General features: G+C 34.0%; 14 protein-coding genes. 7 read left to right on the forward strand and 7 right to left on the reverse strand.

All coding sequences use genetic code 11. The features are described from left to right. Together ADIWIN_RS16735 and ADIWIN_RS16740 are read right to left on the reverse strand one after the other, a co-directional pair. On the reverse strand, positions 1-1,887 hold a 1,887-nt coding region (locus ADIWIN_RS16735; RefSeq protein ID WP_152487286.1), incomplete at its 3' end, for a PKD domain-containing protein. Between the two features lie 12 nt (positions 1,888-1,899). After that, entirely contained in the window at positions 1,900-2,340 is a 441-nt protein-coding gene (locus tag ADIWIN_RS16740; protein WP_040757652.1) for a hypothetical protein, read from the reverse strand. A 196-nt stretch (positions 2,341-2,536) separates the two neighbouring features. Between ADIWIN_RS16740 and folE the strand changes: the two genes are divergently transcribed. The 6 genes from folE (at position 2,537) to ADIWIN_RS16770 (ending at position 7,641) form a co-directional block, all read left to right on the forward strand. After that, a complete protein-coding gene (gene folE / locus ADIWIN_RS16745; protein ID WP_020897298.1) occupies positions 2,537-3,214 on the forward strand; it encodes a GTP cyclohydrolase I FolE in 678 nt (225 codons plus the stop codon). 58 nt (positions 3,215-3,272) lie between these two features. Then, a complete protein-coding gene (gene cysS / locus ADIWIN_RS16750; protein WP_020897299.1) occupies positions 3,273-4,754 on the forward strand; it encodes a cysteine--tRNA ligase in 1,482 nt (493 codons plus the stop codon). A 2-nt stretch (positions 4,755-4,756) separates the two neighbouring features. Next, positions 4,757-4,993 (forward strand): membrane protein insertion efficiency factor YidD, encoded by a 237-nt coding sequence (yidD, locus tag ADIWIN_RS16755; RefSeq protein ID WP_020897300.1) that lies wholly within the window; start codon positions 4,757-4,759, stop codon positions 4,991-4,993. Positions 4,994-5,456: 463 nt separating this feature from the next. Further along, positions 5,457-6,281, forward strand: a complete 825-nt coding sequence (gene lgt / locus ADIWIN_RS16760) for a prolipoprotein diacylglyceryl transferase (protein WP_020897302.1) — start codon at positions 5,457-5,459, stop codon at positions 6,279-6,281. Further along, positions 6,282-6,785 carry a DUF192 domain-containing protein gene (locus tag ADIWIN_RS16765; RefSeq protein ID WP_020897303.1) on the forward strand — a complete coding sequence of 168 codons (504 nt, stop codon included), beginning with the start codon at positions 6,282-6,284 and terminating at the stop codon, positions 6,783-6,785. Next, positions 6,778-7,641, forward strand: a complete 864-nt coding sequence (locus tag ADIWIN_RS16770) for an alpha/beta hydrolase family protein (RefSeq protein WP_020897304.1) — start codon at positions 6,778-6,780, stop codon at positions 7,639-7,641. Before ADIWIN_RS16765 ends, ADIWIN_RS16770 begins: the two co-directional genes overlap by 8 nt. 127 nt (positions 7,642-7,768) lie before the next feature. Here ADIWIN_RS16770 and secDF read toward each other — a convergent pair whose 3' ends face one another. The 5 genes from secDF to gyrB form a co-directional block, all read right to left on the reverse strand. Further along, positions 7,769-10,819 carry a protein translocase subunit SecDF gene (secDF, locus tag ADIWIN_RS16775; protein ID WP_020897305.1) on the reverse strand — a complete coding sequence of 1,017 codons (3,051 nt, stop codon included), beginning with the start codon at positions 10,817-10,819 and terminating at the stop codon, positions 7,769-7,771. A gap of 153 nt (positions 10,820-10,972) precedes the next feature. Further along, the gene (locus tag ADIWIN_RS16780) at positions 10,973-11,584 is read right to left on the reverse strand and encodes a hypothetical protein (protein WP_020897306.1); all 612 of its coding nucleotides are present in this window, start codon (positions 11,582-11,584) and stop codon (positions 10,973-10,975) included. Positions 11,585-11,661: 77 nt separating this feature from the next. Beyond that, positions 11,662-12,318: a hypothetical protein gene (locus ADIWIN_RS16785; protein WP_020897307.1), complete on the reverse strand. Its 657-nt coding sequence runs from the start codon at positions 12,316-12,318 to the stop codon at positions 11,662-11,664. A gap of 92 nt (positions 12,319-12,410) precedes the next feature. Next, entirely contained in the window at positions 12,411-13,337 is a 927-nt protein-coding gene (mdh, locus tag ADIWIN_RS16790; protein WP_020897308.1) for a malate dehydrogenase, read from the reverse strand. A gap of 265 nt (positions 13,338-13,602) precedes the next feature. Next, entirely contained in the window at positions 13,603-15,552 is a 1,950-nt protein-coding gene (gene gyrB / locus ADIWIN_RS16795; protein ID WP_020897309.1) for a DNA topoisomerase (ATP-hydrolyzing) subunit B, read from the reverse strand. A 691-nt stretch (positions 15,553-16,243) separates the two neighbouring features. Between gyrB and ADIWIN_RS16800 the strand changes: the two genes are divergently transcribed. After that, the coding region (locus ADIWIN_RS16800) for a hypothetical protein (protein ID WP_152487287.1) at positions 16,244-17,119 on the forward strand (876 nt) is incomplete at its 3' end.

Below are 17,119 nucleotides of genomic sequence, written 5' to 3' on the forward strand. Positions count from 1 at the left end.
TTGACCTGCCACGTTTAAAGTAAAAGGATATGTATCATAACACCCAGAATTTAAATACTCTATTCTAACATGTATAGTTTCACCGTCAACGCCATCATAATTTCCTGCGGTAGGTATAGCCGCTAGATCATTTTCTGCTTCAGCAAGTGAATTGTGATACGTAATCACCAAATCACTAGCGTTTGTAGCGCTAGCAGTTACCACTGGTGTATTGGAATCTAAATTAAAAAAGTAAGGCGGAATACCGGTATCACATACAAATAAACTGAGTGGTGCATCAGTTATTAACTCAGGTAAAACATCGATACACACTTCTTCAGTATATTCACATCCAAAATCATCAGTAGCTCTATATGTATAACAATATTGGCCCGCTGCAGGTGGTTGCACTGTAATAACATTTCCTGCTGTATTTGTTATCGTAGGGTCTGCGTCCCACGCTTCAGTCTCAATTACAGGTGTAAATGAAAGCTCTGGAGGTTGAAGGTTAGGATCAAACTCTATACTCCATGCAAAAATATAACCATTATCTGCGCCTAGATGATCTACTACTCTAATCGTCCAATCCCCATTTAAAGGCGACCCTAAAAGTCCATTGAATGAGTCTTCTGAACTGTAGCTACCTGGCGGGACATATGAGTCTTCATAAGTGTCTGGACCATCACCATTTACAAACGTTCCTCCTTCTACAATTCCTTCTATTAAACTATCTAAACTATCATCTGGCACAAAGCAATATCGGCTTCCTCTCCCAGGAGTAGGATTACCACTATTTCCATCAACAGTACCTACAGACCATGGTTGTCCTAAGTTCGCAGAACCACCACCATTTGTATAATCAACTAAATTAATGGTTTGTCCACTAGGTGATATAATTTGAATTTCTAAATCCCCCAAATAAGAATGCTCCATGGTTATACAAACACTAACTAATTGATTCACATCAGTAAGTGTTTGAGCAGAATCATAACAATCTACAGTGATAGAAGAATCAAACGGCACACCGTTATCATCAGGTAATTCAAGAATCCCACTAACAGGCGGTGCACAATCATTAATAAATTCCACAGCTTCTACTTCACCTACGATATCTGTACTTTCACCATAACAAAGTATTATATTAGTTGCTTGTGTACCTGTAAAATCAGCCTCAGTTCCGACCTGAATTATTTGGTTAATTAAATTATTATTATCACAACCCTCTGGATCAGTTGAAGTATTATCATCACGTATATTTAAGTTTACAATATAAACCCCAGGGTTTGGGTATGAAAATGTAGCCGTTTGACCTGCAATCGTATTACCATCGCCTAAATCCCATTCGTAAGTTGCTCCTGCTCCACTTGTAGAAAACGTACCACTACCTGTTAAGGTTATTTCTTCATCAGGACAAACTCTAATATATCCATCTCCATTAGGAGCAGGACTTGCAGAGTCTATTTGCGAATTAATTGTCTGACAATCGGTTAGACAAGATATAGTTGCAGCCCAACCATTAACACTTCCTGCACCATCAGAAATAAATTGTATCGTTAAACACCCTGAAGTATTATTAACACTTGCTTGAACAATACCAGGACTATCAGGTCCTGAAAAATCTCCATACGAAGTAGCTGCAACAGAATCACCATTAAAAATAGACATGACATCTGGAGTCCCTCCACCTTGAGTGAAGAAATCTGTAAATTCTAACCGAACTCTTTCACCAGGATTTTCTGGACAAATAGTCAATATAAAATTTTCATCGTTATCGTAACTAGAAAACTCTCCGCCAGAATCATAAAAAACACCTCCACATTGATTAACTGTAGCGGTTTGCATATTAACATCTTGAGCGAATAAAAGTGATGAAAATAATAGAGGGATTATAGTAAATATGTATTTCATGCTTTTATTTTTTTATTGATATTGAGATTTTATGATAATATAATAATTGGTGTTATCTATTTGATACGTAGCTCCAAATCTTGTATTAAAATTGAAACCGTACATTAAAGGATTAAAATTATTACGATCAAATGATTTGCTTTTCTCTACTCCAGAAACTTCTGATAGTTTAGGCCAAGCTTTCTTTTCATTTTTATTAACTATTAATTTTACCTCTACCCTATTTCTAAGAATATTTTTTATGCTTTTTAAGCGATGAGGAATACTAAAAACAAGCTTTTCGGCAGATTCTCCATAGGCTTCAATTATTTGAGCACGCTCAACAGCCGTTAATGGCATATTAACATTGTCATTATATTCAACTAATGGCAACGGCTTTTTTTGAATGGATTGTTGACTAAACACACATAAAGGTATGAGCATCAGCATAAAGATAAATTGTAGTTTTTTCATAGATAATTCAGAATATTAGAATTTCGAAAATTAAGAAAATTTTAGGAAACCAATTGTTAATTCGTCCAAGGATATTGGAGTTTTAACGGTTTTACTTATATAACAGTTATAATTATAAAACCCCTACCTCATTCAAACTATTTTTATTGTTTATCTTTGCCACTCGTTTTTAAAAACTGCTAACAATTATATTACAATGAAAATCGAAAGTGATTTTAACGATATTGATGCTTTAGGAGATGACCATATAGGATCATCTAGTGATACACCTTTACGACCTGACGCCTTTAAACTATCAAACGCTGAAAAAATAGAAAGCATTAAAGGTGATGTTAAACATATATTAGAAACTTTAGGCTTAGACTTAACTGACGACAGCCTTAAAGGCACACCAAATAGAGTTGCTAAAATGTTTGTTAATGAGATTTTTGGTGGCTTAGATCCTAATAAGAAACCTACTGCCTCAACCTTTGATAATAAATACAAATATGGTGAAATGCTTGTAGAAAAAAACATCACTGTTTATTCTACTTGCGAGCATCACTTGCTACCTATAGTTGGAAGAGCCCATATTGCATACATTTCTAATGGTACCGTCGTAGGTTTATCTAAAATGAATAGAATTGTAGACTATTATGCTAAAAGACCACAAGTGCAAGAACGATTAACGATTCAAGTTGTAAAAGAACTTCAAGATGTTTTAGGGACTGCTGATGTTGCTTGTATCATTGATGCCAAACATTTATGTGTTAATTCTCGTGGTATAAGAGATATTGAGAGTAGCACTGTTACTTCAGAGTTTGGAGGGAAATTTAATGAGAAAGAAACTCGAAGAGAGCTTTTAGACTATATTAAATTAGACACGCAATTTTAGGTCAAATTTACTAGATTAGTTTACATCATATATTGATTCATTTTTCAAAAATCGCATCATGTCATTATACAATACACAGCACATAAAATTATACAATACACTTACTGGTGAAAAGGAAATTTTTCAACCCATAACTGATGGCTATGTTGGAATGTATGTTTGTGGACCTACCGTTTACAGTAATGTACATTTGGGTAATGTGAGAACGTTTATGTCTTTTGATATGATTTTTCGTTACCTGAAACACTTAGGTTATAAAGTGCGCTATGTGAGAAACATTACAGATGCCGGACATTTAGAAAATGACGCTGATGTTGGTGAAGATAAAATCACCAAAAAAGCAAGATTAGAAGCCATAGAGCCTATGGAAATTGTTCAGCGTTATACCGTTGATTTCCATAATGTACTCAATACTTTTAATTTTTTACCACCGAGTATTGAGCCTACTGCAACAGGTCATATCATAGAACAAATTGAATTAATTCAATCTATTATAGATAATGGCTTTGCTTATACTGTAAATGGTTCTGTTTATTTTGATGTTCATAAATACAATGAATCTAACGAATACGGTATTTTGAGCAAACGTAAGCTTGAAGATTTAATTCATAACACGCGTGCGCTAGACGGACAAAGCGACAAGAAAAACCCTCAAGATTTTGCTCTTTGGAAGAAAGCAGAACCCACTCATATTATGCGTTGGCCTTCTCCTTGGAGTGATGGTTTCCCAGGATGGCATTTAGAATGTACTGCAATGAGCACTAAATATCTTGGTGATTATTTTGATATTCATGGGGGTGGAATGGATTTAAAATTCCCACATCACGAATGTGAAATTGCACAAAACCAAGCTTCAAAAGGTCAAGCTCCTGTAAAGTACTGGATGCATGCCAATATGCTAGAGCTTAATGGTGCTCGTATGAGTAAATCCACTGGAAATTATATCAATCCAGCAGAGTTACTTTCTGGCGACAATGATATTATGTCTAAAGCTTATAACCCAAGTGTCATTCGCTTTTTTATGATGCAAGCATCATACAGAAGTGTTTTAGATTTAACTGATGACGGCTTATCAGCTGCCGAAAAGGGATTCCATAGACTTATGGATGCCATTGGTATAATTGATAATTTAAAGACAAATTCTTCATCTTTATTCAACATTACAGATTGGAAGCAGAAATGCTACGATGCGATGAATGATGATTTTAATACTCCGATTTTAATTGCTTCACTTTTTGAAGCTGTAAAATTCATCAACCAAGTAAAGGATGGAAGTGCGACTGTTACGCCTGAAGATTTAGCGCTTTTAAAAGAAACGATTGAAACTTTTGTCTTTGATGTTCTTGGTTTGATAAATATTTCAAAAGAAAGTGCAGGCGGTAATAAACTAATTGGTGCTGTTGAAATTTTAATCAACCTTAGGAAAGACGCCCGTTTAAATAAAGATTTTGCATTGTCTGATAAAATCAGAGATGAATTGGCTGAAGCTGGAATTCAACTAAATGACAGTAGAGAAGGCACGACTTTTACGACAAACTAATCGTGAAGAAACTCTTAACATATCCATTTTTATTACTGATTAAATTCTATCAGACATTTATTTCACCAATGACACCTGCGACATGCAGATACCAACCCACCTGTTCTCATTATGCTAAGGAAGCTTTAGAAGTTCATGGTTTTTTTAAAGGCGGTTGGTTAGCTGTGAAGCGTATTTTTAGTTGTCACCCCTGGGGAGGTAGTGGTTTCGACCCAGTTCCAGGAAAAGATGACAACTAAAAATTTTGCCAACGCGCAAGCTCGCCCGTTCTCTAAAAATTTACTCCGTACATTTTCTTTACGTTCCGTCGCCTTGGAGAGGTAGTGGTTTCGACCCTGTTCCGGGAAAAGATGACAACTAAAAATGTTGCCAACGCGCCAGCTCACCCGTTCTCTAAAAATGTACACTGTACATTTTCTTTACGTTCCGTCGCCTTGGGGAGGTAGTGGTTTTGATCCTGTTCCTCCAAAAGAGAATTAATATACACGTTAATCTCATTTCTAATCGCTATCAAATTGAAGAAATGATTTTATTTTCTTGTTTTTACTGCAAATTCTGGCTTCAACTTGTTTTCGACGTGTTCTCTTTCCGTAGTTAAGGCTATTTAAAAAAGACTTTATCAAGTTAAAAAATCTATAATTTTCGCTACAAAACAAAAAGTTAAAATCACTTCATTATATTTACAGCATAAACAGAATAACTATGTATTTATTACAGATTGATTGGGATCCTATTAAGTTTATTGATTTAGGATTTTTTAAACTTCATTTTTACAGCCTTATGTGGATTACAGCCTTTGTTTTAGGCTTCAACATCACCAAGCGCATTTACAAAAACGAAGGTCAATCAGATGACGCCTTAGATTCTTTGTTTATATATTCTGTAGTAGGTATTATGCTTGGAGCAAGATTAGGCCACGTTATCTTTTACCAACCTGAATTAATTTCAGAAGACTTTTTTAGCATCTTTTTACCTTTCAAATTTAAAGGAGGTTTTGAATTCACAGGCTTTCAAGGCTTAGCAAGTCATGGTGCTGCCATTGCTATGATTATTTCTATGTATATCTATAATAAAAAAGTATTACATAAAACTGTCCTTTGGATTTTAGATCGTGTAGTGATCCCTGTGGCTTTAGGTGCTGTATTTGTTAGAATCGGAAACTTTATAAATTCAGAAATCATTGGAAAATATACTGGTAGCGATTTTGGTGTGGTATTTAAACAATTAGGTGAAACCGCGCCAAGGCATCCAGCGCAATTGTACGAAGCATTCTGTTATGTTTTCGTATTCTTAATACTATTTTACTTCTATTGGAAAACAAAAAAATCTGAACAGCAAGGTTTCTTATTCGGTCTGTTTTTAGTATTACTTTGGTCTGTAAGATTCTTTGTAGAGTTTGTTAAAGAAGCGCAGAATATTGAACGTGCTGATTGGGTATTAAATACAGGTCAATGGCTAAGTATCCCTTTTATAATTATAGGTCTTTACTTTATGTTTATCTATAAACCTAAAACAAAACTGAGCTAAATGCATATTCAAGTGTTTATAAAATCTGGACTTATTGTTTTAGGACTTGCACTTCTTTCCTCTTGTAAAGAAGACAAGAAAACAATAATCGCAGATAAAGTTGTCGTTAACTTTAAAAAAGAAGGTACGCTTTCACTAAAAAAGGCAGATTCAGATTCTTTAATAAAGACTATAGATATAGAAATTTCAGATGACGAATACGCTACCCAAACGGGTTTAATGTATAGAACGACACTCGAAGCTAATCAGGGGATGTTATTTATATTTCCAGATGTTGAAATGCGAAGTTTCTACATGAAAAACACCAAGATTCCTTTAGACATTATTTATATTGATGAAGACAAAACGATCGTAAGTTTTCAAAAGAATGCAAAACCTATGGATGAAACTTCGCTTCCGTCTGAAGCACCTGCAAAATATGTTTTAGAGGTTTACGGCGGACTTTCTGATGTTTGGCAACTTGCCGTTGGAGATAAGATTAGTTTCACACAAACCGATGACTAAACCCATCGGTTTAGATATCACTACTCCTTTAGGGCATCACTTAAGTCTTTCGGTTTTTAAACCGAATACTTCAATTAATAAAAGTATTATTATTTCGTCTGCCACTGGCGTTTTACAACATTACTATTACAAATTTGCTACCTATTTTTCAGAATTAGGCTATACCGTTTACACCTTCGATTATTCAGGTATTGGAAAATCTAATTTGAGTATTTCAGACTTAAAACAAAGTACTATTGACTTGAAAGCTTGGGGAGAAAATGACCAAGCCTCAGTTGTAGACTATGCAAAATCTCAAAACCCAACTCACAAAATAATTATTATTACTCATAGTATTGGAGGCCAAATTTTAGCTTTCAATAAAAACATCTCTCAAGTTGATGCTATAATAACGGTCGCTTCACAAAGTGGCTATTGGAAACTTTGGAAAGGTTTTGAGCGTTTCAGAATGTTCGCATTTTGGTATGCTCTGATTCCAACACTAACTCCGTTATTTAGTTACTTTCCTGCTAAAAAAATAAAGCTATTTGAAAATCTTCCTAAACAAATGGTTTATCAATGGAGTCGCTGGGGAAAGCATAAAGATTATATGTTACGTGAATTTGATTTTGATGACCTTCAATTTAAAAACTTCAATAAACCTTTATTAGCATTAAGTTTCACTAAAGATAAGTTTGCACCAAAAGCATCTGTAGATTGGTTGGCAGAACAATTCATCAAAGCCAAATTGGACAGACAACATATTATTCCTGACGATTTAGGGATTTCAAATGTTGGTCATTTTGGGTTCTTTCGAAGTCAGTTTAAAGCGTCGTTATGGAATACAACGCATGAATGGATGGCGAAGCATACATAGAACTCATCTACTTCTATAAACACGAATCTTAATAAAGCATTAAAATTATATCATAAAAAAAATGCCCTTCAATTAAGAAAGGCATTTTTAACTCTGAATGACTTCAGAATAGAATATATTTTAAAGCTTAAGCTTCTTCAGCTTCTTCTTTCACTTTAGTCTTAAGTGCTTCTGCTACGTTACCTTTTTTAGCGGTATCGTACATAATAGGTGTTGCAATAAATACTGAAGAGTATGTACCAACTATTACACCTAAAATTAAAGCGAATAATAAATCTTTAAGTGAGTCTGCACCAAATAAGAACATTGCCAATAACACAACTAGAGTTGTTAACGACGTATTTAAAGTTCTACTAATAGTACTGTTTATAGATTTGTTAATTGTAGTATCAAATTTCCAACCTAAGTTTTCATTGAAGTACTCTCTAATTCTATCGAATACAACAACGGTATCATTCAGTGAGTAACCAATTACCGTTAAGATTGCCGCGATAAAAGTTTGATCAACCTCCATGCTAAATGGCATAAATCTCCATGTTAATGAATAGATACCTAATACAATTAATACATCATGGAAAACTGCCGCAACAGCACCAAGAGAGAATTGCCATTTTTTAAATCTAAATAAGATGTATAAAAATACCACAACTAACGATCCTAAAATTGCCCAAATAGATGCTTTTTGAATATCATCTGCAATTGTTGGACTCACTTTACTAGATAGCATTTTACCAATTTTCTTATCACCAGAACCGTCTAAGAATTCAGCATAAGTCATGCCTTCCGGAAGGTATTTCTGTAATGCTGTAAACAACATAGATTCTATCTCTTCATCAGCCTCTAATGAACTATCTTCTACTTTATATTTAGTAGAAATCTTTAATTGGTTTGGCCCACCAATAGTTTTTACTTCCGCACTTTCAAAGACAACCTCAAGTTCGTTTTTAACTTCTTCAACGCTCATGTCTTGATCAAAACGCACTTGGTAGGTTCTACCTCCAACGAAGTCAATACCTTGATCTAATCCTGGACCAACAAATAGTGATCCCAAACTGGCTAAGATTAATGCTCCAGAAAAAGCATAAGCAATCTTACGTTTCTTCAAGAAATCGATATTTACATTGGTAAATAAGTTTTTAGTTAAACCTGTAGAGAAATCTAATTTACCTCCTCTATTAACATACCAGTCTACTAATAAACGTGTAATGAAAATTGCTGTAAATAATGATGTTAAAATACCAATGATTAATGTTGTTGCAAAACCTTTAATTGGTCCTGTACCAAATACAAATAATATTAAAGCGGTTAAACCGGTTGTAATGTTAGCATCTAAAATTGAAGACAACGCATTAGAGAAACCATCTTTTACAGATTCTTTTTGTGTTTTTCCTTTTGCGAGTTCCTCTTTAATACGCTCAAAGATAAGTACGTTTGCATCGACCGAAATACCAATCGTCAATACAATACCTGCAATACCAGGTAAGGTTAGTACGGCACCTAAACTTGCTAACACACCAAAGATTAATAAGATGTTTAACATTAAAGCGATATCTGCAAATCCACCTGCTTTTCCGTAGTAAAAAATCATCCAAAGTAATACAAACGCTAAAGCGATAACGAATGATTTCATTCCACTATCAATAGCTTCTTGTCCTAATGATGGCCCTACGATATCTGATTGAACAATCTGAGCAGAAGCAGGTAATTTACCAGCTCTTAAAACGTTAGCTAAATCGACAGCCTCAGTTAGTGAAAATGATCCTGAAATTTGAGATCTACCACCAGCTATTGCTCCTGTTGTTACACTTGGTGCAGAATACACTGTGTTATCTAATACAATAGCAATATTACCTTGAGTTTCGTAAGCCTTTTTGGTCATTTCTTCCCAAACCTTAGCTCCTTTAGAGTTCATTTGCATACTTACGGCAGGTCTGCTTAGTTGATCGTAATCTTGATCTGCACCAGTAATTACATCTCCACTCAATTCTGGTTCACCATCTCTATTACCTTTAATAGCATAAAGCTCTGAAAACTCAGAATCTTCATTTTGTAATCCCCATACAAATCTTACATAGCGCATTTCTGCAGGTAAAGAAGCTCTGTTTTTTGAGGCATTTAAATGCTCCATTACCTTTTCTTTATCCTTAGATAAAAACATACCAACTACTGAACCACCATTTCCATAACCTTGAATTCCTAAAGGATTAATATTGGCAACATCTGTAGTATCTGTTTCTATTTGGCCTGTAAGTTCATTAATAACATCTGAAGTATCTTCTTCTTGATCTTCCGTTACATCTGCAACCTCATCGTTTGTTTCTTTCTTATTATTTTCTTCAACCAAATTTTGGTTAACCTCCATTAAATAAGGTAAAACATCTTGTGTCTTGTACGTTTCCCAAAACTCTAATTGAGCCGTTGTGGTTACTAACTCCGTAACACGCTCAATATCTTTTGCTCCAGGTAATTCTAAAAGAATACGACCCGAGTTTCCTAAGCGTTGAATATTAGGTGATGTTACACCAAACTTATCAATACGTTTACGTAATACTTCGAAAGCTGAAACGATAGACTCATCAATTTTTGTTTCGATAATGCTTTTAACTTCATTGTCTGACATATCGAATTTAATCTCGTCACTTAGCGTACGATTTGCAAAAATATCTGGAGATGCTAATTTGGTATCTCCTTTAATAGCATCAAATGCTGTAAAGAAAGATTGTAAATAAGAATCTTGTGAATCTTTTTGTAATTCATCGGCATCATCTAAGGCTTTATTAAAAACTGGGTTTTTGCTTTTATTAGATAAACCTTTTAAGATGTCTTTTACTGAAATTTGAAGAATTACATTAATACCACCTTTAAGGTCTAAACCTAAGTTCATGGCATTATTTTCAACTTCGCTATAAGTGTATTGTGCAACACCTAAATTGTAAACTTCGATAGACTCAAAGTTCTCACCTACTTTAATTTTTGAAGTTTTCAACGAATCTAAATAGCGAGCCTCTTCTATATTTCTTTTCGTTTGGTAATCCTCTTCTGTATCAGCATATTTAGCAATTGCTGCTTGTTCTGCATTAGCTTCTATTTGATTCGCTTTGAAAGTAAATGATAATTGGTAGATACTTACCAAACCAAATAAAAGCGCAAAAAGCTTAATTATTCCTTTGTTTTGCATTGTGATTTTTGTTTAATGTCGATTTTTTTTAACGCGCAAATATAGAGCTTACACTATAATTCGACAATCTTTTTTTATAAATTGATTTTGAGTTTTTTGATTGAAAAAACGCTTTGAAATGAAGTGGAATTATTTGAGATTATATAATTCCTTTTAGGCAGTTGGTCCTGCTCGTACTTCAGGAATGATATGGGAAATAGTATTAATTGATACAGTAGCGTCATTATTAATTCCAATAGCAACTTTAATGCTGTAATTGATTTTAATATCAGAGAAATGATTACCAAAAGTATAGGTCTTTGAATATAAAAAACGATCTACTTTCTGATTAACCTCTACAACCTGAGTACGTTCAAAGTCCCAATTAACAGTATTATTGGTCTTCAATTCAGAGATATTAAGCTCGTAATCCTTAACGCTTTTGTGCTTAGGAAAATTATCGGACGGATTATCAGTAGAATTATATGCTACTCTTAACGTTTCAACATTAAAAAGTGCATTCTGAATATATTTAACATGGCTATCACTATGATAAGTTATTCTAAGTTGGCCTTCATTATTCTGGCCTATTTGAATATGAGTAACACCAATGCTTTGCAGTTGATTTTGAATGGCTTCAATCGTAATTTCTGCATCTTCTGAAGAAATATCTGAATCAGAAAACTGCACGACAATCTGTTGATTGGGTAATGTATTTTGCTCTAGATACGTTCCTAAAAACGCCAAGAGTAAAACTAACAATCCAAAATGCAGTTTGGTTTTCATGCGCCAAATATAGACAAAAAATAAAGACTGTATTTCTACAGCCTTATCTTAAATTTTAAACCTTATATGTAATTGAATTACATACCCTCCATTTTGGTATAACCTTCTGGTGGTGTTAAGCTTAATTTATCATCTGAAACAGACTCTTCTTTAATCTCAGTTATTTCTGATGTTACTACGATACTCGCACCCATTTGGTTCATCGTCATTACAAAATATAACGGATAACCTTCAATTTTATCACCCATTGCTGTAGTGTTGTGGCTAAAAGCAGAAATTTTATCTGTTGTAAACATTTGCATTTCTACGTCTTGTCCGTTTTGTTTCATATTAACAAAATATTGCTGACATACGTAACCCAATACTGTTTTTGTTTCATCTCCTTTTTTTACAGTCACACTTTTTAAATCCTCTTCAGTAGGAACAAAAGATTGTAAAACAAATTTTTTGCCCAAACCTGGTTGATCTAAAAGCATTAACATTTGTTTTTCAACGGCATCTACAATGATAACCATATCGCCTGTCATTGGACTACTTGTTTCGCTACGTGATTTTTCACCTTTAAAATAGGTTGTCGCCTTTGAGTCTCCCATAGCTTGTAGCTGAGAATTCATTTGTGCATTATCGCTAGACATAGTTTGATTAGCAATAAGAACTCCTTCTGTAAGTTCAACTTGGGCAGTTGCGACAACACTTAACATTAACGCAAAACTAAATAATAGTATTTTTTTCATTTTTTTCTTTTTTATGATTACTCGTTAGTATACAAAAACCTTACCAACAAAAAAGTCGGTAAGGTTTTTCAAATTAGATGTAATATTAAAGCTTATAGTTCTAATAATCCATTTGTTTTCTTAACACCTTCAGCACTTGCTTTCATGTGTTCTTTTTCAGCATCACTTAAAGATACATCAACGATTTTCTCTATTCCATTTCTACCTAAAACAACTGGCACACCAATACAAAGATCAGATAAGCCATATTCACCTTCTAATAATGTAGAACACGGATAAATTTTCTTTTGGTCGCAAGCAATCGCTTGAACTAAACCACTAACTGCAGCACCTGGAGCATACCAAGCCGAAGTTCCTAATAATTTAGTTAATGTCGCTCCACCAACTTTAGTATCTTCAGCAACTTGATTTAAGCGCTCTTCTGATAAAAACTCAGAAACTTTAATACTATTTCTTGTGGCATGAGATATTAATGGCACCATACCTGTATCGCTATGACCACCGATGACCATTCCGTCTACATCACTAATTGGCGCTTCTAAAGCTTCTGCCAATCTGTACTTAAAACGTGCAGAATCTAAAGCTCCACCCATTCCTATAATTCTATGCTTTGGTAAACCTGTAGTTTTATGTACCAAATACGTCATTGTATCCATTGGGTTACTAACAACAATGATAATTGTATTAGGAGAGTGTTCTACTAAGCTAGATGATACCATCTTTACAATACCAGCATTGATTCCAATTAACTCTTCTCTTGTCATTCCTGGTTTACGAGGAATACCAGAAGTAATTACACAAATATCACTATTTGCTGTCTTAGAGTAATCATTAGTACTTCCTGTAATTTTAGTGTCAAAACCATTTAAAGATGCACACTGCATTAAGTCCATTGCTTTACCTTCTGCATAACCTTCTTTAATATCTAAGATTACAACTTCAGAAGCAAAATTTTTAATTGCAATATACTCTGCACAACTTGCGCCTACTGCACCAGCGCCAACTACGGTAACTTTCATTTGTTCTTTTTATTTTAAATTAATGTCGAATGGAACGCGCTTAAAACTATTGTCTCAATATAATAGTACAAAAGCGTATTTCACAATTATATATTTTTAATATGTAATTTATGTATTAAATACACGTGTAAATTTACGAATAAAATTACCGTTAAAGAAGAAAGTATTTAATTTCCTTGTACAGATAACTTCATCATTAGGCTAATAAAAAAAGCAACTATGTAATTACATAATTGCTTTTTTATTCATTTATTTATGAGGTTATTTACGCATCAATATTTGCATAAATAGCATTCTTCTCAATAAACTCTCTACGTGGTGGCACCTCGTCTCCCATTAACATAGAGAATACACGATCGGCTTCTACTCCATTATCAATCTGGATTTGACGTAATGTTCTAAACTCAGGATTCATTGTAGTATCCCAAAGTTGTTCTGCATTCATCTCTCCAAGACCTTTATAACGTTGGATTTTTGCTCCATCACCAAATTGCTCCTGTAATGCCATGCGCTCCTCATCATTCCAAGCATATTCTTTTTTCGCTCCTTTTTTCACTAAGAATAAAGGAGGTGTTGCAATATAGATATGTCCGTTTTCAATTAACTCCTTCATATAACGGAAGAAGAATGTTAAGATTAAAGTTTCAATATGCGAACCATCGATATCGGCATCACACATAATAACTATTTTATGGTATCTTAATTTTGAAAGGTTAAGTGCTTTACTATCTTCTTCTGTTCCGATAGTAACACCTAAAGCTGTGAAGATATTTTTGATCTCTTCGTTTTCAAAAACCTTATGTGTCATTGCTTTTTCCACATTAAGAATTTTACCTCTTAATGGCAGAATCGCTTGAAACATCCTGTCACGACCTTGTTTTGCTGTTCCACCTGCCGAATCTCCCTCGACTAGATAAACTTCACATTTTGCAGGATCTTGTTCAGAACAATCAGATAATTTACCAGGTAAACCTCCAATACTCATTACGGTTTTACGCTGAACCATTTCACGTGCCTTTTGAGCTGCGTGACGTGCTTGAGCTGCCAAGATTACTTTCTGTACAATAATCTTAGCATCATCTGGATTTTCTTCCAAATAATCTGTTAGCATTTCAGAAACCGACTGACTTACAGCTGCTGAAACTTCACGGTTTCCTAATTTGGTTTTTGTTTGTCCTTCAAATTGTGGTTCTTGAACTTTTACTGAAATAATAGCAGTTAATCCTTCACGGAAATCATCACCAGCAATATCAAATTTCAACTTGTCTAACATACCAGATTCATCTGCATACTTTTTAAGGGTATGAGTTAAACCACGACGGAAACCTGATAAGTGAGTTCCACCTTCATGCGTGTTAATGTTGTTTACATAAGAATGTAAGTTTTCTGCGTAAGAGGTGTTATAAATCATAGCAACCTCAACTGGTACACCATTCTTTTCTCCTTCGAAAGCAATAACCTCTTTTGTTAAAGGCTCACGGTTACCATCTAAAAATTTGATAAATTCCCTAAGACCTTCTTTAGAATGAAATGTTTCACCCTCAAACTCACCATCATCTTTTTTATGACGCTTATCTATTAAATGAATTGTGATACCTTTATTAAGGTATGCTAGCTCACGTAAACGACTCGCTAAGGTATCGTAGTTATATTCTAAAGTCTGCGTAAAGATTGTTGCATCTGGCTTAAAAGTAACAATGGTTCCTCTTTTTTCAGTTTCACCAACTTTCTTAACAGGATACATCGGTTTCCCTTTTTCATATTCCTGCTCCCAGATTTCACCTTTTCTAAAAACTGTTGCTTTTAAATTATCTGATAATGCGTTAACACAACTTACACCAACACCGTGTAGTCCGCCAGAAACTTTATAAGAATCCTTATCGAACTTACCACCTGCACCAATTTTAGTCATTACAACCTCTAATGCAGAAACACCTTCTTTTTTATGTAAATCGACAGGAATACCACGACCATCATCTTCTGTCGTAATAGAATTATCTTCATTTATGATTACGGTAATATTATCACAGTGACCAGCTAAAGCTTCATCAATTGAGTTATCGACCACCTCATACACTAAATGGTGTAAACCTCTAACACCAGTATCTCCAATATACATCGACGGACGCATACGCACATGCTCCATGCCTTCTAAAGCCTGAATACTATCTGCGGAATAGTTATCCTTGTTAAATTCTTCTCTTTTTTCGCTCATTATCTTGAATACGTTTTTAATTCGAATCTTTAATTTAAAAAAGTTCCGCTCTTCGACGGAATCAATTCAGCTATCTCAATTTCCTTCAACTTCATTTTAAAAATTAAGAGCTTCTTTGACATAAAAAAAATGACACCAGTGTATCATTTTTCAATACTAACAAATATACGGAATTATAACGCATTTTAAAAGCTATTTATGAATTGAAGTTGATAATTATCAACATTTGTTAATTACTTAAAAGTGGCTTAAAGCGCCTAAAAAGTGTCTTAAAATTGATTTTTGTTTTTTTAATCCTCTTGATTTCGAGAAAATAACAAAACCCCTTAGGAGCTTAATTTTATAGATTCCTTGATTTAAATATTATAGCTAAAAACACCTCTTTTTTAATAAATTTCTTAAAGAAAGCTAACTAAAAATAGTCTACTAATCTTTAATCATACTTCAATAATAAAGATTTCAACATGGTGTAAGTTATTTCTCTAAATATTACAAATTACTACAAAATATTGCATTTTACCGAATATTCTTGCCGTTTAAAGATTAAATTCTATATTTGCCTTCGAAAATTATAATAAAAAATAATATCAAAATGTTGTATTTAATCCATCCGAAAACAGAATTTATGGAAAATATTAAATTCGAGAAAATAATTTCCTCAAAACTGAACTTTAGATTGAAATCAGTTTTTATGATTTTATTTTCTCTGATGGTGAATCTTATATTTTCGCAGACACCTGTAAACGATGATTTTACCAATGCCATAGATGTAACAACAATTATTAACAGTTGTTCTGCCGATGCTGCTTATACAATTATAGGTGCTACTCCAGATAAGAATGAAGGTAGCAATTGGAACAATAACGGACCTAAAAATAATGTTTGGTTTAAATTTACAGCACCTGCAACTGGTGAAATCAATATCACTGTTGATAGAGGTGACTCTAAAGGAACTCAGCGACGTACTCAATTAGCGCTCTGGCTGGCGGATGGCATCACAGAAATACAAAGTGAAAGATATGCATACGACAACGAAGACGTAACCATGGGTGCCGTAAACCTAACTCCAGGTATTATTTATTACATTTCTGTAGATACACAGTCCACAGGTTATTCTGGCACATTTACTTTATGCTTACAAGATATCGTAGACTATGATTTTTATGAAGGCGCTATTGATGTTACCAACATCATTAACAATTGCTCCGCTGATGCAATCTATACAATTATAGGCGCTACTCCAGATAAGAATGAAGGTAGTAATTGGAACACTAATGGACCTAAAAATAATGTTTGGTTTAAATTTACAGCACCCGCAACTGGTGAAATCAATATCACCATTGATAGAGGTGACTCTAAAGGAACTCAGCGACGTACTCAATTGGCGCTTTGGCAAACGGATGGCACTACAGAAATACAAAGTGAAAGATATTCATACGATGATGAAGACGTAATCATGGGTGCAGTAGACCTAATTCCAGGTCAAATTTATTACATTTCTGTAGATACGCAGTCCTCAGGTTATTCTGGTACATTTACGTTATGTCTACAGGATACCGTAGACTAT

The sequence above is a fragment of the Winogradskyella psychrotolerans RS-3 genome (genome assembly GCF_000427335.1).
Lineage (GTDB): Bacteria > Bacteroidota > Bacteroidia > Flavobacteriales > Flavobacteriaceae > Winogradskyella > Winogradskyella psychrotolerans.

Bases quoted from the DNA above. Each gene is read 5' to 3' on its own strand.
- ADIWIN_RS16740 (WP_040757652.1), bottom strand. From the start codon at position 2,340: ATGAAAAAACTACAATTTATCTTTATGCTGATGCTCATACCTTTATGT.
- folE (WP_020897298.1), top strand. From the start codon at position 2,537: ATGAAAATCGAAAGTGATTTTAACGATATTGATGCTTTAGGAGATGAC.
- cysS (WP_020897299.1), top strand. From the start codon at position 3,273: ATGTCATTATACAATACACAGCACATAAAATTATACAATACACTTACT.
- lgt (WP_020897302.1), top strand. From the start codon at position 5,457: ATGTATTTATTACAGATTGATTGGGATCCTATTAAGTTTATTGATTTA.
- ADIWIN_RS16765 (WP_020897303.1), top strand. From the start codon at position 6,282: ATGCATATTCAAGTGTTTATAAAATCTGGACTTATTGTTTTAGGACTT.
- ADIWIN_RS16770 (WP_020897304.1), top strand. From the start codon at position 6,778: ATGACTAAACCCATCGGTTTAGATATCACTACTCCTTTAGGGCATCAC.
- secDF (WP_020897305.1), bottom strand. From the start codon at position 10,819: ATGCAAAACAAAGGAATAATTAAGCTTTTTGCGCTTTTATTTGGTTTG.
- ADIWIN_RS16780 (WP_020897306.1), bottom strand. From the start codon at position 11,584: ATGAAAACCAAACTGCATTTTGGATTGTTAGTTTTACTCTTGGCGTTT.
- ADIWIN_RS16785 (WP_020897307.1), bottom strand. From the start codon at position 12,318: ATGAAAAAAATACTATTATTTAGTTTTGCGTTAATGTTAAGTGTTGTC.
- mdh (WP_020897308.1), bottom strand. From the start codon at position 13,337: ATGAAAGTTACCGTAGTTGGCGCTGGTGCAGTAGGCGCAAGTTGTGCA.
- gyrB (WP_020897309.1), bottom strand. From the start codon at position 15,552: ATGAGCGAAAAAAGAGAAGAATTTAACAAGGATAACTATTCCGCAGAT.